Raw genomic sequence first — 18611 nt, 5'->3', positions numbered from 1 at the left:
TCGCGGCCATCGTGTGCCACGAGCGGCGACACTACGCCTGCTGCAGGCGGTGTGCAAGCACGGATCCCGCAGGCATCGCCGACAGCCGTCGTGGGCGCTCCGGTCCCGGTCCGAGGGGGCTCGGATCAGGCGGCGGGACCGCCGAGGCGCACGGACATCTCCGTGGCCGCCGACAGCAGCAGATCGCGGATCTCGGGCATGGAGCCGTCGTTGATGCGCGGGCTGGGGGCGGCGACGGTGAGCGCCGCGACGGCCTCGCCGGTGTGCCCGACGACGGGCACGGAGATGCTCGACAGCCCCTCCTCCTGCTCCTGCACGCAGGTGGCGAACCCCTGCTGCCGCACTTTCGTCAGCTCGGCCCTCAGCACGTCGGGATCGGTGATGGTCCGGGCGGTCCTGCGTTCCAGCGTCGTCGTGGAGAGGTAGGCGTCGAGGAACGCCTCGTCCTTCCACGCCAGCAGCACTTTGCCGGAGGCGTTCGTGTGCAGCGGCGACCGGCGGCCGACGTTGGCGACCATCGCGAACGAGTCGTCGGCCTGCCCGCGGTCGATGTACAGCACGGTGCTGTCGTCGATGATGGCCAGCAGCGTGGCCTCGCCCGTGACCTCGGCGAGGTGGTCCAGGTGCGACCGGCCCACTCGGGTGAGATCCGCTCCCCGCACGACCGCGCTGCCGAGCTCGTACACGCCCCAGCCGAGGCGGTAGCGGGCGTCGTCGTCCTTGCCGACCAGACCCTCCAGTTCGAGGGTCTTCAGCAGGTTGAACGTGGCGGGCTTGCTCAGGCCCACGCTCTCGGCCAGTTCTCCGAGCGGACTGGGCGCCGTCGACTGGGCGAGACGTCGCAGCAGCTGCACGGCGTGGACGACGGCGCGCACCGTCCGCGCGGAGCCCGCGGGCTTGCCGGGGGTGGGAGCGGCTCCTGCGACCATGTGATTCCCTTCAGATTCGACCTAGCGAGTATAAGGACCGTGCGTGTTGATCCGGCTGAGGTGCACGCGGAACGGACGCTATGCCGTGCCGTGCGCCGCCCGGGACCGTCGTGAGAGGGAATCGACGACGACAGCCAGGACCAGCACGCCTCCGGTCACCATGAACCGGATCGAGGAGTCCAGGTTGAGCAGGTTGAGGCCACTGGCGATCGCCTCGATCACGAGGATCCCCAGGAGAGCGGACTGCGCGTGGCCGCGCCCGCCGAACAGGCTCGTGCCGCCGATCACCGCCGCCGCGATCGCCGTGAGGTTCACGTCCCCGGTTCCGCTGCTGAGCGTCGCGGCGGCCAGCCTGCCCGCCGCGAGCAGCCCCCCGACCGCCGCCAGCAGCGAGGAGATCGCGAATGCCGACACGTACACCCAGTTGACGTGGATGCCCGCGCGCCGCGCGGCCTCGACATTGCCGCCGATCGCGTACATCGCGCGGCCCCACCGGGTGCGCTTGAGCGCGTAGGCGACGACGGCGATGACGGCGAGGAAGAACACGAACATGGCGGCCACCCCGCGAGAGGTGTTCAGGTACCAGACCACGGCCTCGAGGACGACGAGGATCGTGCCGGTGCGCACGAGGATGCCGGTCATCGACGCGGCGGACAGGCTGCCCCGCCGACGGGTGCGACGCGTGTGCACGGCGGCGAGGAGGTACCATCCGGCGATGGCCGCGGCCAGAACGTACGCGAGGGGAGCGGGCAGGAACATGGTCTGCGCGAACTCCACGATGAACGAGTCGAAGGGGAGGTTGATCGAGCCGTTGTTGCCCAGCAGCAGCAGCTGCAACCCGAGGACCGCCAGCAGACCGCCCAGGGTCGAGACGAAGCTCGGCACACCGAAGCGCAGGAAGAGTCCGGCGTAGATCAGCCCGATGACGGCTCCGATGAGCATCGGCGCGAGCAGGGCGATCCACAGCGGCAGCCCCAACTGCACGTAGAGCACAGCGAGGACGGCGGCGGAGAGCCCGCTGACCGAGCCGATGGAGAGGTCGATCTGCGCGAGCAGCAGCACCAGCACCACGCCGACGGCGATCGTGCCGACGGCCGCGCTGTCGAGCATGAGGTTGACGATGTTCGTGCTGGACAGGAACAGGGGATTGAGGATCTGGAACACGACGGCGATGAGGATCAGGCCGATGATCACCGGCAGCGAGCCGATGTCTCCGCTGCGGATGCGCCGCCATGCGGCGCGCAGCTGGCCGGCTGCGCCGGTGTCGGCGGCCAGCCGTTCGTCCTGGCGATCCAGGAGCCCGTCCGTGGAGGTCCCGTCGGTGGGGCGGGTGCTCATGCTCACTGTGCCTGCTCCTTCCTGGCGTGCGAGTCCTCCCGTGCCTTCACGGCATTGTCGGAGGCGCCCGTGATGGCGGTGACGATCTCCTCGTAACTGGTCTCCCTGGTGCGGAACGTGCCGTTGTTGCGACCCAGGCGCAGCACGACGATCCGGTCGGAGACGTTCTGCACATTGGCCATGTTGTGGCTGACGAGGATGACGCCGAGGCCGCGATCCCGGAGCCGTTCGACGAGGTTGAGGACCTCGGCGGTCTGCGCGACGCCGAGGGCTGCGGTGGGCTCGTCGAGCATGACGACGCTGGGGTCGCCCACCAGCGAGCGCGCGATCGCGACGGTCTGGCGCTGCCCGCCGGAGAGGCTGGCGACGGGAATGCGGACCGAGGGGATCTTGGCGGACAGCTGCGAGAGCAGGCCCCACGACCTCTTCTCCATGTCGACCTCGTCCATGGCCCAGGCCGATCCGCTCTCCCGGCCGAGGAAGAGGTTCTGCACGACGTTGAGGTTGTCGCACAGCGCGAGATCCTGGTACACGGTCGCGATGCCGAGCCGCTGCGCATCGAGTGGGCTGCTGAGGCTGGTCGGCACGCCGTTCCACAGCACGGTCCCCGAGTCCGCCGCGTGCGCGCCCGCGAGGATCTTCACGAGAGTCGACTTGCCCGCGCCGTTGTCCCCCACCAGCGCGACGATCTCACCCGGGTGGACGTCCAGATCGACGTCGGTCAGGGCGCTGACCGCGCCGAAGGACTTGCAGATGCCGCGCAGGGCGAGCAGCGGCTGTGCGGTCTTCGTGGATGACTGGGGCACGATGCTCCCTTCCTTCCGTCTGCGTCGAGTGGTGGTGAGGGTGCGCGCCGGTGGGGCGGGCGGTGCGCACCCTCACGATGCGGTGTGCGCGGGCCTACTGGATGCCGTTCGCCGCGCACGCCTCGGCGTACTGCGACGTGCACACCTCGTCGACCGTGTAGACGCCGTCCTTGATGACCGTGTCGGCGATGTTGTCGATCGTCACCGCCTGCGGCTGCTGCAGGAACGCCGGGATGCCGTTGACCTCGGCCGTGGCATCGGGCTTCTCGCCGTTGGCGAGCTGGATGGCGACTTTGGCCGCCTGCTGGGCCTCACCGGCGAACGAGTTGTACACCGACATGTACTGCTGGCCGGCGAGGATCGACTGGATGCTGGCGAGGGTGGCGTCTAGTCCCGTGGTGGGCACCAGCGCCATGCCCGCCGCGTTCATGGCGGAGATCGCCGCCTGTGCGTTGCCGTCGTTGGCGGAGTAGAACGCCTTGATCTGGTCGCCGAACTTCGAGATCTGCGATGCCGCGAACTGCTGCGCGGTCGGTCCGTCCCACGTCTCGATGTGGCTGAGCACCTGGTATCCGGCGCCCTCGATCACGTCCGATGCGCCCTTGCGGATGTTGACGGCGTTGTTGTCCGTGCTGGCCCCGTTGAGCATGACCACGCCGCCGGAGTCCACGCCGTCCTTCTTGAGCTTGTCGACCAGGGCCTGTCCCTGCAGCTCTCCGACCTTGGTGTAGTCGTTCGAGATGACGTACGCCAGGTCAGGACTCTGGATGAGCCGGTCGTACGCGATGACGGGGACGTCCTGCGCCTTGGCCTGATTGACGATGCTGGCCGCGGCGACGCCGTCCCACGGGTCGACGACGAGCACCTTCACGCCCTGGGTGAGCATGGACTGCGCCTGCTGCTGCTGCTTCGCCGCGTCCTGGTCGGCATTGGCGTAGAGCACTTCGCACTCGGCGCACAGTTCCTTCACGGCGGCTTCGAACTGCGGTCGATCCTGCGTCTCGTATCGTGTGGACGTCTCATCGGGCAGAAGCAGCCCGATGGTGAACGCCTCCTGCGCGGGGGCTTCGCCCGGCGAGGACGTGTCCGGGGCATCGGACGGCGCACTGCAGCCGGTCAGGGCGAGGCCGGCGGCGAGGAGTGTCGCGGCCATCAGGCCCACTGCGGAATGTCTTGCTGTGATCTTCATGGGGGAACCCTCCACTGATGAGAGTCGTCGTCGTCGGCGACTGTGCCGTAGCGTGACATCCCCTCAGGCGCCGGACAAGCCGTTTCCGACAGAAAGTGTTAACCTCTGACAAATCCTGTTAGCGACCGCTGAACTCGGGTGCGAGGGTCGTGCGATCCCACTCCGTGCAGATCTCCGTCGCCGCGTGAGCGAGCCTGAGCACCAGGCGGCTGGGAGCGATCCGCTCGAGATCCCGCGTGGGAACGACCACGGCCAGTGCGGCTCGGACCGTGCCGCGCTGCCCCCTCAGCGGCACGGCGACGCTGGAGAGCAGCCGCTCCTGCTCGCCCCAGCTCACCCCGTAGCCGTGTTCCCGGGTGAGGGCGATCTCGGCGCGGAGGGCGCGGCGACTCGTGATCGTCGCGGGAGTGACCGAGACGAGCGGACGGCTGAGGTATCCGCTGATCCGCTTCTCCGGCATCGCGGCGAGGAAGACCTTCCCGGACGCGGTCGTGTGCAGTGGTGAACGTCGCCCGATGTCGGCGACCATGCGGAATCCCGGTGACGTCTCCGCGCGGTCGACGTACAGCACCTTGTCTCCGGTCATGATCGACAGCAGCAGGGCGCCGGGCACCTGCTGCAACAGGCGGTGCAGAGGCGCGCGGGCGGCGTCGCGCAGCGCCTCCGCGTCGACCATGCGGCAGCCCAGTTCGTAGAGCCCCCAGTCGGGCAGATAGCACCCGTCGTCGTCGCGCCTGATCAGCTGGAGCGAGACGAGAGTGCCGAGCAGGTTGTATGTGGCGGGCTTGCTGAGCTGCGCCTTCCGTGCCAGGTCGCTCAGTGTCAGCGGAGTGCGACGCTGGGCGATGGCGCGCAGCAGGGTGACGGCGTGCGACACGGACTGCACGGTGCGCGGTCGCCGGACCTCGGGCGCGGTCGTCAGGGTCGAGGTCTCCAATGTCGCCTCCTTCACGTCGTCGTGCGTTAGCTGATGGTGAACATCGTTATCCAGATGCTATTGAAGCATCTCACTTTCCACTCCTACTGTGAAGTCGTCCGGCCGCTCGACGACCGGTGCGCAGAAGGAGAAATCCCATGGAATCGCCGTCGCTCGACATCGAGCACGCCCTGCATGTCGCCGAGGAGCAGGTTCGCCGGCTCGTCACCGACTATCCGGTGCAGTTCCCCACCTACACGCAGCGCGGGAAGTGGCATTTCGAGGACGATCCCTGGGCACCGGTGTGGACCGGCGGGTTCCTGGCCGGGCAGCTCTGGATCTTCGCGGAGCTGAGCGGTGAGGAATGGTGGCGGAACCGTGCCGAGCAGTACAGCCTCGCCCTCGAACCACGCAAGACCGACGCCGGCACGCACGACATCGGCTTCCTGTTCGACCCCAGCTGGGGCAGGTGGCATGCGCTGGATGCCAGTGCGCGCACCACCGATGTGCTCGTGCAGGCGGGGCGCACGATGGCCGGACGATTCAATCCGAACGGTCACTACCTGCGCACCTGGGTGGATGCGGGCAGCACGTTCATCGACGTGATGATGAACATCGGCGTGATCTTCCGGGCCGCGGCGCTGAGCGGCGACGAGGGCCTGCGGCGGATCGCGGTGGAACACGCTCTCACCACGCGCAAGTTCCTCGTGCGCGGCGATGCGACCACCGTGCACGAAGGATGGTTCGACCCGCGCTCCGGCCAGTTCCTCCATGCCGCCACCCATCAGGGCTTCCGCTCCGACTCCTGCTGGGCGCGGGGTCTGGCCTGGGGTATCTACGGCTTCGGCACCGCCTTCCAGGGCAGCGGCGACAGCCGGTTCCTCACCACCGCCCGGAGCCTCGCGGACACCTATGTGCAGCGCACCGGGACGGACTACATCCCTCCCAACGACTGGGACGACCCGCGACCGGTCCAGCCGTATGAGTCGTCGGCGGCGGCGATCGCCGCATCGGGGATGCTGCAGCTGGCGGAGCTGTGCGAAGACGACGGCGCTGAGTACGCGCGGTACGCGGTGGGCATCCTCACGGCGCTGACCGGCAGCACGTTCCTCGCGGATCCCGACCGGGAATGGGAGGGCGTCCTGCGGCACGCGACCTATCATCATGGCAACGGACTCGGGGTCGACGAGTCGGTGATGTGGGGCGACTACTACTTCACCGAGGCGCTGTGGCGACTGGCCTCGTCACCGTCGCTGCGCACTCTCGCCGGGTTCCCCGGCGGTTCCGCATCCGACTCCACGACGGCACAGCAGCCGATCCGAGACAGTCCCGGAAGGACATCGAGATGACACAGCAGTTCTCCTCACCACCGCACCTCCTGATGGGAGCGGACGCGCTCGAGGCCGCCGCAGAACGCCTGCCGCGCCTGGGCACCCGGGCTCTCGTCGTCACGGACCCCGGCATCGTCGCCGCGGGCATCGACAGGATCGTCACGGACGTGCTGGGCGCGGCGATCCCGTTCAGCACCTTCGCCGACGTCGTGGGCAATCCCGACATCGACACCGTCGAAGCCGCCGCCCGCGCGCGGGAGACGACCGGCGCCGATGTGCTCATCGCGATCGGCGGCGGGTCCAGCATCGATGTCGCCAAATCCGTGGCGGTGCTCGGCACCAACGGAGGGTCGATCACCGACTACGAGGGCGTGGACAGGTTCACGGCCCGTCCGCTGCCCGTGGTCGTCGTCCCCACCACCGTCGGATCCGGCTCCGAGGTCACCAAGGGCGCCGTGATCACCAACCCCGAGACGCAGGTGAAGATGGTGATCGTCTCCGACCTCATGTTCGCCGAGATCGCCGTGCTGGACCCGCGGGTGGTCGCCGGGCTGCCGGGCCGCATCGCCGCGACCACGGGGATGGACGCACTCACCCACGCCATCGAGGCGTATGTGGCGCAGGGCGCCAATCCCGTCACCGACGCGATGTGCCTGGGGGCGATCGAGCTCATCGGCGAGCACCTCGTCGCCGCGACGCAGGGAGACCCCGACAGCCTCTACGGGATGCTCGTGGCATCGTCCATGGCGGGCATCGGCTTCCACGATGCGGGCCTGGGGGCCGTGCACGCCCTCGCCAACACCCTCGGCGCGCACTTCGGCGTGCATCACGGGACGGCCAACGCCCTTTTCCTCCCCTACGTGATCGATTTCAACCTCCCCGCCGCTCCGGCGCGCTTCGCGCGCATCGCGCGGGCTCTGGGGGAGGAGGTGGGAGGCCTCTCCGACGACGAGGCGGCGGCCCGGGCATCCGTGGCCGTGCATCGCCTCGCCGAGCAGACCGGCGTGCCGCGCACGATGTCCGAACTCGGCGTGCCCCGCGACGCGATCCCCCGCCTGGCGGCGGACGCCCTCGCGCAGGCCGACCTGCCGGGCAACCCCCGCCCGGTCACGCTGGAGGATCTCATCACACTCTATGAGCGGGCGGCCTGAGGCCGTTCATCGGGAAGAAGGACGATCATGACCACTGCAATGTCCGCACGCTCCGTGCAGCACTTCATCGCCGGTGCGTTCGAGGACAGCGCCGAGAGCGCGCCGATCGACCGGTCGGCCCCGGCCACGGACGAAGTCGTCTCGGTCGTGCAGGCCGGCGGCCCCGTCGAAGTGTCCCGTGCGGTGGCCGCCGCACGGGCGGCCTTCGACGACGGGCCCTGGCCGCGCATGACCGGGATGGAGCGCTCCGTTCTCATCGGACGCGTCGCCGACCTCATCGAACGCGATGCGGCGACGCTCGCCGCGCTCGACGCGGAGGAGGTCGGCAAGCCCATCCGACTCGCCGAGGGCGACATCGCCGGTGCCGTCGGGCTGTGGCGGTACGCGGCGTCACTGGCGCTGACCATGAGCGGCTCGACGTACACGAACAACGGGCCGGACTTCACCGGGCTCGTGCTGCGCGAGCCGATCGGGGTGGTCGGCCTCATCGTGCCCTGGAACTTCCCCGCCCTCATCCTCAGCCAGAAGCTTCCGTTCGCGCTCGCCGCCGGGTGCACGGCGATCGTCAAGCCCTCCGAGCTGACCAGCTCCAGTGCGCAGCACATCATGCGCCTGACGGAGGAGGCCGGCTTCCCCCGGGGAGTGATCGGCATGGTGGTCGGCGACGGCAGAGCGGGACAGGCCATCGCCGAGGCCGACGGCATCGATCTCGTGTCGTTCACCGGCTCCACGGCCACCGGTCGACGGGTCCTCGCCGCGTCGGCGGGAAACCTCAAGAAGCTGTCGCTGGAGCTCGGCGGCAATGCGGCCAACGTCGTGTTCGCGGATGCGGATCTGGAGGATGCGGCGGCGGGCGTCGTGTTCGGCGTGAACTTCAACAACGGCGAGTGCTGCGTCTCGCAGCCCCGGCTGCTGGTCGAGGATGCCGTCGCCGATGACTTCGTCGCCGAGGTGGCCAGGCAGACCGCGCTGCTGCGGGTCGGACAGCCGATGGATCCTCGCACGGACGTCGGCGCGCTCATCCACGCCGGGCATCGGGAGAAGGTCACCTCGTACATCGACGGCGCATCGGGCGACGGCGCGGCCGTGATCTTCGGCGGGACGAGACTCACCGAGGGCGAACTGGGGCGCGGACAGTTCGTCGCGCCGACCGTGATCGACCGGGTCGCCGCCGGGTCGGCGGCGTTCCAGGACGAGATCTTCGGCCCGGTGCTCACCGTCACGCGGTTCCATGATCAGGACGAGGCCGTGCGACTCGCCAACGGCGTGCAGTACGGGCTGGCCAACAGCGTGTGGTCCAAGAGCGTTGACACGGTGCTGCAGGTCGCCAAGCGCCTGCAGAGTGGCACGGTCTATGCGAACACCACGATCGACGCCCCGCCCCAGATGCCCTTCGGCGGGTACAAGGCCAGCGGCGTCGGCCGAGAGATGGGCCAGGCGGGGTTCGAGGAGTTCACGGAGCTGAAGTCCGTCAACATCCGCACCGGCAAGCGCGCCGGCACCTTCGCGATACGTGCGGGAGCGTGACGGCGTGACGGGCCGGGAGCGAGCGCCGCGGACGAGCGGGGCGACCGTGATCGAGCTGGACGTGCGCGACGACGGCGTCGGCGTGCTGACCCTGAACGGACCGCCGCTGAACCTCATCACCAGGGAGGCCACGCGTCAGCTGCTGGAGGCGACCGCTCGGGTCGCGGAGGATCCGCGTGTGCGCGTGCTGGTGATCACCGGCGCCGGGGATCGGGCGTTCTGCGCGGGAGCCGATGTCACGGAGTTCGCGGACGTGCGCGCCGAGGTCGTCGAGCGCAAGCTGCGCCGTGAGAACGAGGCGATGACCGCGATCGAGGGGCTGCCCATCCCGACGATCGCGGCGATCGGCGGGGTGTGCCTGGGCGGCGGCGCCGAGCTCGCGCTCGCCTGCGACCTTCGCGTGGCCGATGCGGGCGCCGTCATCGGCTTCCCCGAGGTGGGACTGGGCGTGTTCCCCGGCTCGGGCGGGGTGTTCCGGCTCCCGCGCGTGGTGGGACTCGGGCGCGCCCTCGATCTGCTGTACAGCGGCCGGAGGATCTCGGCCGATGAGGCCCTGCGGATCGGCCTGGTCACGGAGGTGACCGCGCCCGGTGCGGCTCTGCAGCGGGCCCTCGAGCGCGGCGCGGCACTGGCATCCGGACCCGCGCTCGCGCTGCGGCTGATCAAGTCCGGTGCGCGCGACTCTCTCACCCAGACCACCGCGCAGGCCGTGGACGCGTCACTGGCCGACAGCGCCCGGGTCTTCACCGGTCCGGACATCGAGGAGGGCCTGGCGGCGTTCGCGCAGAAGCGACCGCCGCGATTCACGGCACCGCGCGAGATCGAGGCTCGCCCGGCGAAGGAGGAGGGACTGTCATGAACGGCATGCTCGACGGCATCAAGGTCGTGAGCTTCACCCACTACCTGCAGGGACCGTCCTGCTCGCAGATGCTCGGCGATCTCGGGGCGGACGTCGTGCGCGTCGAACCGATCGGAGGCTCGTACGAGCGCTTCTGGTCCGGTGCGCGCACCTTCCTCGGCGAGGAGAGCGTCTTCTTCCTGCTGGCGGGGCGCAATCAGCGCAGCGCGGAGATCAACCTCCGCGATCCTGACGGCGAGGAGGCGCTGTGGCGGATGCTGAAGGCGGCGGACGTCGTCGTGGAGAACTTCCGTCCCGGCGTGCTGGAGCGGCGCGGATTCGGGTACGAGGCCGTCAAGGCGCGCAATCCCGGCATCGTGTACTGCTCGCTGACGGGTTTCGGCCCCACCGGTCCACTGTCCTCCCGCCCGGGGCAGGACCTGCTCATGCAGTCCTTCAGCGGGCTGGCCTCGCTGAGCGGACGCGCGGGCGATCCTCCCGTCCTCGTCGGCTCGGCCATCGTCGACGAGCACTCCGCCGTGCTGGGCGCGATGGGCATCTGCGCGGCGCTCGTGCGTCGCAGCCGCACCGGGGAGGGCGCCAAGGTCGACAGCAACCTGCTCTCCGCGGCGATGGACCTCCAGCTCGAGCCGCTCAACTGCCATCTCAACGGGGGCGAGCTGTGGCCGCGCAGCGCCTCCGGCATCTCCTCTCGATTCCACCAGGCGCCGTACGGCGTGTTCGAGACCAGCGACGGCTGGCTCACGCTGTCGCTGGCCGACGGGCGGACCCTGGCGAGGGCGTTCGACGACCCGCGGCTGGCGGAGTTCTCACGCGACGACCAGTTCGACAGGCGCGAGGAGGTCAATGAGATCATCGGCGCGCACATGCGCACGAACACGATCGCGCACTGGCGGGAACGGCTGGACGAGATCGGGGTGTGGAACGCGCCCGTCAACGAGTATCCGGAGCTGCTGGAGGAGCCGCAGCTCGTGGCCAACGAGACGGTGCTCTCCTTCGAGCATCCGTCGGCGGGGACCGTGCGCGTGGTGAACCACCCGGTCAAGTACGACGGCCGCACTCCGCCGCTGCGGAGGGTGCCGCCGACGGTCGGACAGCACACCGATGAGGTGCTGCGCGAGCTCGGCTACACGGATGCCGACATCGCGCGCATGCGCGAGAGCGGATCCGTCGGCCCGGATCGCGCCGTGGTCGGGTTCGACCGGGAGAAGTCGGCGCCGGAGTCGTCGTATTCCGCCAAGCGCTGAGCCTCAGCGCACGCGCGCGCCCGGCGTCAGCTGCCCTCGGCGCGGCCCTGTCGCCAGTACCCCATGAACGCGATGGAGCGGCGGTCGATGCCGAGATCGCGCACCAGGTGCCGGCGCAGCGCCGTGATGGTCCCGGCCTCGCCGGCGAGCCAGGCGTACTCGCCGCCCGTCACGGCGTCCGGCACCTCCCAGAGCACCTCGTCGGGGTCGGGCTCCGCGAGTTCGGCGACCCCGGCGGCAGCGGAGCGCTGCCGCCCCCATTCGTGCACGGCCGCGCTGAGCCGCACGCCGTGCGCCGCGCCTCCGCGGGCCAGCCAGGTGACGCGCACGCCGTCCGGGGCGGTCAGCGGCAGAGCATCCGCCTCGGTGGGCACCTCGACGCAGACCTCGCCGGTGGTGTGCTCGGGCAGCGACTCCACGATCGAGCAGATCGCCGGGGCCGCCGTCTCGTCTCCGGCGATGAGGACGGAGGTCGCCGCACCCGGCTTCCACTCGATGCCGCCCGCGGGCTCCTCCGCACGCGCGTCGGGGCCCACCACCAGCAGCGGGTCGCCGACCTCCGCGCCGGTGGCCCAGGCGGATGCGGGGCCGTCCGTGCCGTGCAGCGCGAAGTCCACGTCGATCTCACGGTCGACCGGTCGCGGTGAGCGGATCGTGTACGTGCGGATGGGGTTGCGCAGCTCGTCGGGGAGCTCGCGCCAGCGCCGGTACCACTCGCCCATGCTCAGGCTCGCGTCCAGCTGCCCCACATCGGTGACCGTCCCATCCGCCAGCGGGATGATCAGCTTGATGCGCTGATCCAGTCCGTCGGTGCCGAAGTGCTGCAGGTCGTCCCCCTCCAGCGTGATGCGCGTGAAGCTCGGTGACAGGCGGCTGATGCGCGCGACGGTCGTGCGGAAGGTGCTGTACGGGTGGTGGCTCACGACTCCAGCATAGGTTAGGCTCTCCTAATATTTCTCGGGTTCCGTCTGGATGATCATCCGAGTGGGGCACGGCGCGACACCCTGTCCGCGCGCTCGACGCCCGTCCGCGGTCCCGGAACTTTCAGCCCATTCAGGTCACAGGAGCGTAACGTCGAGGTATGACCACGCTTCCTGTCGATGATGCGGCGATCGCCGAGGCGAGGCAGCTGCGCGATGCGTTCCAGCGGTTCCTGCGCGAGTACGAGTTCGGGATGCGCGAGGTCGAGACGAAGATCTCGATCCTGCGCGACGAGTTCACCCACATGCACGCGTACAACCCCATCGAGCACGTCAAGAGCCGGCTGAAGACGCCGGACAGCATCGCCGAGAAGGTCGCGCGTCGGGGCATCGGCACGGACTTCGAGAGCATGCGCGAGGGGATCACCGACATCGCAGGCGTGCGCATCACGTGCAGCTTCGTGAGCGACGTCTACCGCCTGTTCAGCCTGTTCACCCAGCAGGACGACGTGACCGTGCGGATCGTCAAGGACTACATCGCCGACCCGAAGCCCAACGGATACCGCAGCCTGCACGCCATCGTCGAGGTGCCGGTGTTCCTGTCCACCGGGCGGGTCGCGGTGCCCGTCGAGGTGCAGTTCCGCACGATCGCGATGGATTTCTGGGCGAGCCTCGAGCACAAGATCCACTACAAGTTCGACGGCCGCGTGCCCGCGCATCTCGTCCAGAGTCTGACGGACGCCTCGGATGCCGCGCAGGAGCTCGACCAGCGCATGGAGCGTCTGCACCGCGAGGCGCTGGAGGCCAACCAGCGCGTTCTCGAGGTCTGAGCCCGGGGCAGGTCCCCGCGTCCCGTCCCTCAGGGACGGGGCATAGACTTCTCGGCCGTGGGGGATCAGGTGCTGCTGGGCGTCATCGCGATCGGTATCGGCGTGCTCGTGGGCATCGGGCTGTTCGTGCCGTTCGTCGCGATGAGCTACCGTCGCCGAGGCCGGCTGAGTCTGCTTCGCCTGCTGGGATGGGCGGCGGCGCTGATCTCCTTCTGGGCGATCTGGACGTACACGCTGCTGCCGCTGCCCGAGCCCGGCGCCATCCGGTGCGTCGGCATGGTCACCGACCCCGGGGAGGTCGTGCGGGAGCTGCAGAAGGCGTTCACCGCATCCGGGAACCCGCTCACGCATCCCGCGTTCCTGCAGCTGGCGTTCAACGTGCTGCTGTTCGTGCCCTTCGGGTTCTTCCTGCGGGTGCTCGGCGGCCGCGGCCTCCTCGCCGCGCTGCTCATCGGCGGCGGGCTGTCGCTGTTCATCGAGACCACGCAGCTCACCGGCGTGTGGGGCGTCTACCCCTGCGCTTATCGCTTCTTCGACGTCGGCGATCTGATGACCAACACGACCGGGGCGCTGCTGGGATCGGTGTTCGGCCTCGTGGTGCCGCGCGCGCACCGCGGTCTGGGGGCGACGGCGGATGCGGGGATGCCGCGCCCCGTCACCCGCGGGCGCCGGGCGCTGGCGATGCTGTGCGACGGCATCGGGTTCTTCCTCGTGTCCTCGACGCTGTCGGTCGGCGCGCAGCTGTTCTTCATGTACGTGCTGGACGCTCGGAGCATCGTGAACGAGGGCATCCTCGCCGGGGTGATCGGGTCGGGCACGGCCGTCGTCGCATGGCTGCTGGTCATCCTCGTCACCGGACGGTCGGTGGGCGACCTCGCCGTCGAGCTGCGCTACGCCGGGTCGCGGATGCCTGCTCCGCTCGCGCGCCTCCTGCGCTGGGCGGGCGGCGTCGCGGGCCTGTCCGCACTGGGCATGCTCGGCGGAGTCTTCGGCTCCCTGTCGAGCTTCGGCATCTTCCTCGCCTGCGTGATGTTCCTGTTCACCAGGAACGGGCGCGGCCTGCCCGGCCTCCTCTCCGGTCAACACCTGACCGACGCGCGCGAGCCCTCCCGCGAGAAAGACCCCGGGCGGGCCGGGCCGATCACCCGGTGAAGACCGCGGCGAGTGCGGGCCACGCCTGTGCGCGCACGAAGACCGGCACGCGATGCCGCGGCGTCGCACGGGTCACGACCGTGCCGCCTGCGATCTCCTCGCCCGTCCACGCATCCACCCAGTCGCCGTCAGGCAGGTACGTCGGCCACTCCCGCGCCTCCGGCTCCAGCACGGGGGAGACGAGCAGGTCGTCGCCGAGGAGCCACTGGATCGGATGCTCCCACACCTGCGGGTCGCGCGGATGCTCGAAGTACAGCGGACGCATGAGCGGCCTGCTCGTGGCGATCGCGCGTCGGGCCTGCTCCGCCAGATAGGGCACCAGGCGCTCGCGGCCATCGCCCGGACGTACAGCTCGGTGGAGGGGAGACAGGCGCATGAGTCACGTTAAATTTCTCCTATGGCGATGACTAGCTCACAGCGCGAGGCGATCACGCAGATGCTCGATACAGCGGAGGATCTCGACCGGTGGCGGATTCGAGCTCAACGCATCGAAGAGCCGGAGCGAGGTAGTGACCTCGCGGAAGACGATGGGATCTTCGAGCGGATGCCTGTCAGTACGGTTGCACGACTCTCCCTCGTCGCGTCGGGTGAGCACCTTCGCCTCGCGCTCGATGCCGTCAAAGCGAAGCAGTTGTACCCGTCCTCACACTTCACAGTGCTCCGCGGCGCACTTGTCGGTGCAGCGCAAGCCGTTTGGATACTGGCACCCGACGAACGGGTCACGCGCCGCGAGCGAGGCCTTACAGTGACAGCAGAGATGTACGCCCAGATGGGCAAGTACTACAACTTCCTCGAGACCACAGATCTCGAGGTCGATGACCGCGCTCGACTAGCCGACCAACAGCTCTGGTTGGCCGAACGTCGCGCCCAGGTGGCAGCACGAAAGACCACCGCGGCAACGCTTAACCTCACCGACGTGATCGGCACCGCCGTCGACACCACCTTCCCGGATAGAAGCTCCCGTGAGGCTCTTCGTGGACTGTGGCGAGAGATGAGCGCGGATGCCCATGTGCTCGGCTGGTCACTTTTCCAGAGAGCGGCCTTCGGTCCCGCGGATCGACGCACAGGCATCGGCGAGGGCAAGGCCGGCGGCGCGCCAGAGCTCATTGCAGAACCATTCCTCGGGTCATACCGCCTCCTGAAGCGTGGCTGGTCCCTCTTTGACCAACGCTGCGACCCTCGGTAGCGCCTCCACCGAGGGTGCGGACACATCCGCCCGCAACCTGCGATGGTTCGATCACAACAGGCTCGCGGGGAAACTCGAACATTGAGCAAAGCGACAGGTGCGACATCTACTGTCGCGCTTCACAGCAGGGAGTGTGGCCTCGGAGCTGCCGCATATGGTGATCAGAGCGGGCTTTCGGCGGCGTTCTTGGCGACCCGACTGGCGAGATGCGACTGGAGCGTCCTGGCCAGGGGCAGTGGTCACGGTGTGCGGATGACCGTTCATATCGTGTCGGGGTGGATGCCGCGGAATTCCACGGGGCTGCCGCAGCGATCGTATGTGATCGCGGTGCTGATTGTCAGATCGACTCCGGGAAGCAATGGCACTCGGCGTGGGCGTCCGGACCCGTCCCCTGACACCGAACCGCTGACTCGAACGTGTTCCAGTCCTTGCAACCCAAGGACGAAGTCCTCGCTCGCGCTGTATGTCATCGAATCGATGAAGATCTCGGTTCTACCTTCCCAGCGGCGTCGGTCGCTCAGTTCTGCCCATCGTTCCGTTCTTGGTGCGATGCCGCCCCGACCGTCGGTGAAAGCGACGTACCCAATCTTGGTTCGTTCTGTGAGGAAGCGGTCGCGTAAGTCAGTCGCGAGCAGAATGGAACCGCCTGTGTTCCCTCGGAGATCCACGGTGATCTGGGCAGAGGGGGCCGCGGAAGCGATCACGTCGTCGAATACCGAATGCAGATCCAACCGGGACGCAAAAGCGCGCAAGCGAATGCGGAGGCCGCCGTCCTGCTCCCTCTCGACCTTCACTGAGTCATCGAGCGTCGTGGGAGCGGCGGTCTCGTCCCATTCTGCCGCACGTGTGCCAGATGGGTCGTGGGCGCGGTACACGCGATGAGTGCCGCGAATCGCCATCGCCCGCCTCGCTTGCACCTCCGGCAATTGCTGTGGCGTCGCCCCGACTGTGCTCATAAGGTGCTCGACATCCTCGATCTCAACGATCCATCCCGGGCGCACGCCCGCCTCCCATGCAGCGCTCTGACTGGGCACATTGGTCAAGTGCACGCCGTCGGTCCGAAGGTTGCCGCGGTAGTCGGGGTTGAAACCGCCAGAAGCTGACGTCCTAATGCCCGTATGCGCGTCACCAAGCTCAGCGACCCAGGCTGCCGCCATGTCAGGGAAGGTGGTCGGTGACGGTTCGCAGCCCATATGCCTGCGTGAGATGAGGTCCCAGTCTAGGCCTCGAAGCGCGAAGTACGGATAGGTGTTTGCGATCTCGTCGTAGATGACATGGATCGCTTCTTCGACGGACGCCACGGGCGCGACGATGTGAGCATCCCGCTGAGTCCTGAGCAAAGTGTGTAGGGCGTTCATGGTTGCTAGGAAGTCCGATTCGGACGTCGCAATCGAAGCAAGCCGAGTCGTCGAGCGCCATTGCAGCTGAGGTGCCGTGTCTGCCTCTGTCGGGGCTTCGATCACCCACGCGCTTTCTGTGTCCGACGCCGGCCTAAAGACCCGCCGGCCAAGCACCGCCTCAAACTCTTCTTTCTCGTTCGCGATCAGCCGTTGTACATCAGGGCTAAGAGGAAGCCCCGCGAGATCGATGACGAACTCACTCGAATCGGAACCTGCTCCGGGGACGCGACCGGCTGGGACTTCGGAAGATCGAGCACGGGTCATCCTTCGATGATGTCGGAGGCACGTTGGCGAGAGCTTTTGGGGCGGAGCGCGCCGTTATGCGCAGTCCGGCGTCGACGCGGGAGGACATCGCATGCAGACGCGAGGTTCGTGCACCTGCCGAAAACGATCGTGCCCGGCAGCCGTGTATCCGGCACACGTCCAGAGCGATCTCCTCCGGCCGCGACCGTGACGACGGTGAGTACGGGCCGCATTCGTAGGTCATTGCCCCGCTCTGGACTTGCGTCCCCTCACGATGCCGGACTCGCCTGTGACGTCGAGCACGCTACGGCTGACCGGGGCTTTTGACGCACTGCGGACGTTCTGGTGCGATCCGGGAATGTACAGAATAAGCCCCCGCGATGACTGGAGAAGGCGATGTACACGGACGACGATTTCGATAATCTCTTGAACGGCAGTAGCCCTGTGAGGGGCCTGATGGCCGAGGAGAGACGCGCTGTGGCGATCATGGTTGATGAGTCGGCACCACCGAAGAGTCCCAGACGCAACGCTCAACCGATCGCCATCGGAGCAATCGTCGTCGCGTTCCTCGGCTGTGGCGGAGCGGCTGCGGCCGCCGTGACCGGGATCTGGGCGCCCTGGGCGCAAGACGACGCGCTCGCAACGCTTCACTATGAGCTTCCCAGCGGTGTTTCCTGTGAAATGCGCATCGGCAACGTGAAACAAGCACCCCCAGAAGTCTCTGACCTGATTCGAAAGTCGCTCGTCGGCGTGGAGTTCAAAAGTGCCGATGTCATCGAAAACGCGACTCCTGGCGATTCTAAGGACGTGCTCACCGACGATAACGCATATCAAGACGCGTACAACTGGACCGTCGCCACGTACATAGATGACGCGCTCAAGGCGCATGGCATCGACAATGCGACGCCTCAATTCTCGGCACAGGCGAACTGCGAGTGATCTTGCCTGTTCCTCGCAATCGACTGATAGGCGCCCTACGGGCATCCTCCGATGACCTGCTCGGCTACTTCTTGCGCCGGCTCGACTACGAAGACGCTGCGGATGCACTCGCGGAGGTGATGACGACCGCGTGGAGGCGAGTGGATGCCCTGCCGAAGACGCCCGAAGAAGCCCGCATGTGGCTGTTCGGTATCGCGCGAAATGTACTGCTGCATGCCGATCGCGGCATCATTCGACGAGCGAAACTCGCAGCGCGACTTCGTGACACGCTTACCGCGCGCGCCGCTCCAGCGGCGGATGCCGGAGTGGAGATCCGTGATGCAATCGGCAGATTGGACAGCGATCATGCCGAGCTGATCCGACTCGTGCACTGGGATGGGTTCTCGATCGCCGAGGCTGCCGAGATCCTCCAGATTCCTTCCTCGACAGCGCGAGGTCGCTATCAAAAGGCGAAAGAGATTCTGCGCGCATCGCTCTCAACTGGCATGATCACGCGACGATCGTCGTCACAAGACTCGTGAGGGCGTCGGGGTAGCCGGCGAGGGCCGTCGGCTTGCGGGTGTCACTCCTCCGCTCGCCGCCGCCGCGGCCGGCTGCGGGTGCGACTGCAGGCGGGGCCGCGGTGACGTACTGACAATGCCTGAGTGT

At 68.1% G+C, this 18611-nt stretch carries 18 protein-coding genes; 10 read left to right on the top strand and 8 right to left on the bottom strand.

Annotated features, from left to right (window positions below; genetic code table 11):
• Positions 1 to 125: 125 nt before the first annotated feature.
• The 5 genes from ABD770_RS05015 to ABD770_RS04995 form a co-directional block, all read right to left on the bottom strand.
• The gene (locus ABD770_RS05015) at positions 126 to 929 is read right to left on the bottom strand and encodes an IclR family transcriptional regulator (protein WP_344818419.1); all 804 of its coding nucleotides are present in this window, start codon (positions 927 to 929) and stop codon (positions 126 to 128) included.
• Between the two features lie 78 nt (positions 930 to 1007).
• Entirely contained in the window at positions 1008 to 2267 is a 1260-nt protein-coding gene (locus ABD770_RS05010) for a sugar ABC transporter permease (RefSeq protein WP_344819866.1), read from the bottom strand.
• A 2-nt stretch (positions 2268 to 2269) separates the two neighbouring features.
• Positions 2270 to 3073, bottom strand: coding sequence for an ATP-binding cassette domain-containing protein (locus ABD770_RS05005; protein ID WP_344818418.1), 804 nt, complete (start codon positions 3071 to 3073; stop codon positions 2270 to 2272).
• 94 nt (positions 3074 to 3167) lie between these two features.
• Positions 3168 to 4262 (bottom strand): sugar ABC transporter substrate-binding protein, encoded by a 1095-nt coding sequence (locus ABD770_RS05000; RefSeq protein ID WP_344818417.1) that lies wholly within the window; start codon positions 4260 to 4262, stop codon positions 3168 to 3170.
• Between the two features lie 118 nt (positions 4263 to 4380).
• Positions 4381 to 5199, bottom strand: a complete 819-nt coding sequence (locus ABD770_RS04995; RefSeq protein WP_344818415.1) for an IclR family transcriptional regulator — start codon at positions 5197 to 5199, stop codon at positions 4381 to 4383.
• A gap of 137 nt (positions 5200 to 5336) precedes the next feature.
• Between ABD770_RS04995 and ABD770_RS04990 the strand changes: the two genes are divergently transcribed.
• The 5 genes from ABD770_RS04990 to ABD770_RS04970 are packed head-to-tail and all read left to right on the top strand — an operon-like array spanning position 5337 to position 11293.
• Positions 5337 to 6527, top strand: a complete 1191-nt coding sequence (locus ABD770_RS04990; RefSeq protein WP_344818414.1) for a glycoside hydrolase family protein — start codon at positions 5337 to 5339, stop codon at positions 6525 to 6527.
• Positions 6524 to 7660, top strand: coding sequence for an iron-containing alcohol dehydrogenase family protein (locus tag ABD770_RS04985; RefSeq protein ID WP_344818413.1), 1137 nt, complete (start codon positions 6524 to 6526; stop codon positions 7658 to 7660). Before ABD770_RS04990 ends, ABD770_RS04985 begins: the two co-directional genes overlap by 4 nt.
• 27 nt (positions 7661 to 7687) lie before the next feature.
• Positions 7688 to 9187: an aldehyde dehydrogenase family protein gene (locus ABD770_RS04980; protein WP_344818412.1), complete on the top strand. Its 1500-nt coding sequence runs from the start codon at positions 7688 to 7690 to the stop codon at positions 9185 to 9187.
• Between the two features lie 4 nt (positions 9188 to 9191).
• Positions 9192 to 10046 carry an enoyl-CoA hydratase/isomerase family protein gene (locus ABD770_RS04975; protein ID WP_344818411.1) on the top strand — a complete coding sequence of 285 codons (855 nt, stop codon included), beginning with the start codon at positions 9192 to 9194 and terminating at the stop codon, positions 10044 to 10046.
• Positions 10043 to 11293, top strand: coding sequence for a CaiB/BaiF CoA transferase family protein (locus ABD770_RS04970; RefSeq protein WP_344818410.1), 1251 nt, complete (start codon positions 10043 to 10045; stop codon positions 11291 to 11293). Before ABD770_RS04975 ends, ABD770_RS04970 begins: the two co-directional genes overlap by 4 nt.
• 26 nt (positions 11294 to 11319) lie before the next feature.
• On the opposite strand, the gene ABD770_RS04965 is transcribed toward ABD770_RS04970, so the two are convergent.
• Positions 11320 to 12216, bottom strand: a complete 897-nt coding sequence (locus ABD770_RS04965; protein WP_344818409.1) for a siderophore-interacting protein — start codon at positions 12214 to 12216, stop codon at positions 11320 to 11322.
• Between the two features lie 158 nt (positions 12217 to 12374).
• On the opposite strand from ABD770_RS04965, the gene ABD770_RS04960 reads away from it, so the two are divergent.
• Positions 12375 to 13043: a GTP pyrophosphokinase gene (locus ABD770_RS04960; protein WP_344818408.1), complete on the top strand. Its 669-nt coding sequence runs from the start codon at positions 12375 to 12377 to the stop codon at positions 13041 to 13043.
• A gap of 57 nt (positions 13044 to 13100) precedes the next feature.
• Positions 13101 to 14195, top strand: coding sequence for a VanZ family protein (locus ABD770_RS04955; RefSeq protein ID WP_344818407.1), 1095 nt, complete (start codon positions 13101 to 13103; stop codon positions 14193 to 14195).
• Here the strand turns inward: ABD770_RS04955 and ABD770_RS04950 are convergent.
• Positions 14185 to 14514 carry a hypothetical protein gene (locus tag ABD770_RS04950; RefSeq protein ID WP_344818406.1) on the bottom strand — a complete coding sequence of 110 codons (330 nt, stop codon included), beginning with the start codon at positions 14512 to 14514 and terminating at the stop codon, positions 14185 to 14187. The genes ABD770_RS04955 and ABD770_RS04950 overlap by 11 nt on opposite strands.
• A gap of 84 nt (positions 14515 to 14598) precedes the next feature.
• On the opposite strand from ABD770_RS04950, the gene ABD770_RS04945 reads away from it, so the two are divergent.
• Positions 14599 to 15381, top strand: a complete 783-nt coding sequence (locus tag ABD770_RS04945) for a hypothetical protein (RefSeq protein WP_344818405.1) — start codon at positions 14599 to 14601, stop codon at positions 15379 to 15381.
• Positions 15382 to 15641: 260 nt separating this feature from the next.
• Here the strand turns inward: ABD770_RS04945 and ABD770_RS04940 are convergent, their stop codons facing one another.
• Positions 15642 to 17045, bottom strand: coding sequence for a S41 family peptidase (locus tag ABD770_RS04940; protein ID WP_344818404.1), 1404 nt, complete (start codon positions 17043 to 17045; stop codon positions 15642 to 15644).
• Between the two features lie 375 nt (positions 17046 to 17420).
• On the opposite strand from ABD770_RS04940, the gene ABD770_RS04935 reads away from it, so the two are divergent.
• Positions 17421 to 17963, top strand: coding sequence for a hypothetical protein (locus tag ABD770_RS04935; protein ID WP_344818403.1), 543 nt, complete (start codon positions 17421 to 17423; stop codon positions 17961 to 17963).
• On the top strand, positions 17960 to 18484 hold the full coding sequence (locus ABD770_RS04930; protein WP_344818402.1) for an RNA polymerase sigma factor: 525 nt from the start codon (positions 17960 to 17962) through the stop codon (positions 18482 to 18484). The genes ABD770_RS04935 and ABD770_RS04930 overlap by 4 nt, the downstream gene beginning before the upstream one ends.
• The last annotated feature ends 127 nt before the right edge of the window (positions 18485 to 18611 follow it).

This window comes from Microbacterium soli (assembly GCF_039539005.1).
Lineage (GTDB): Bacteria > Actinomycetota > Actinomycetes > Actinomycetales > Microbacteriaceae > Microbacterium > Microbacterium soli.
This window is presented reverse-complemented; position numbering and strand designations above follow the sequence as displayed.

Bases quoted from the DNA above. Each gene is read 5' to 3' on its own strand.
- ABD770_RS05015 (WP_344818419.1), bottom strand. From the start codon at position 929: ATGGTCGCAGGAGCCGCTCCCACCCCCGGCAAGCCCGCGGGCTCCGCG.
- ABD770_RS05010 (WP_344819866.1), bottom strand. From the start codon at position 2,267: ATGAGCACCCGCCCCACCGACGGGACCTCCACGGACGGGCTCCTGGAT.
- ABD770_RS05000 (WP_344818417.1), bottom strand. From the start codon at position 4,262: ATGAAGATCACAGCAAGACATTCCGCAGTGGGCCTGATGGCCGCGACA.
- ABD770_RS04990 (WP_344818414.1), top strand. From the start codon at position 5,337: ATGGAATCGCCGTCGCTCGACATCGAGCACGCCCTGCATGTCGCCGAG.
- ABD770_RS04985 (WP_344818413.1), top strand. From the start codon at position 6,524: ATGACACAGCAGTTCTCCTCACCACCGCACCTCCTGATGGGAGCGGAC.
- ABD770_RS04980 (WP_344818412.1), top strand. From the start codon at position 7,688: ATGACCACTGCAATGTCCGCACGCTCCGTGCAGCACTTCATCGCCGGT.
- ABD770_RS04970 (WP_344818410.1), top strand. From the start codon at position 10,043: ATGAACGGCATGCTCGACGGCATCAAGGTCGTGAGCTTCACCCACTAC.
- ABD770_RS04960 (WP_344818408.1), top strand. From the start codon at position 12,375: ATGACCACGCTTCCTGTCGATGATGCGGCGATCGCCGAGGCGAGGCAG.
- ABD770_RS04945 (WP_344818405.1), top strand. From the start codon at position 14,599: ATGACTAGCTCACAGCGCGAGGCGATCACGCAGATGCTCGATACAGCG.
- ABD770_RS04940 (WP_344818404.1), bottom strand. From the start codon at position 17,045: ATGACCCGTGCTCGATCTTCCGAAGTCCCAGCCGGTCGCGTCCCCGGA.
- ABD770_RS04935 (WP_344818403.1), top strand. From the start codon at position 17,421: ATGTACACGGACGACGATTTCGATAATCTCTTGAACGGCAGTAGCCCT.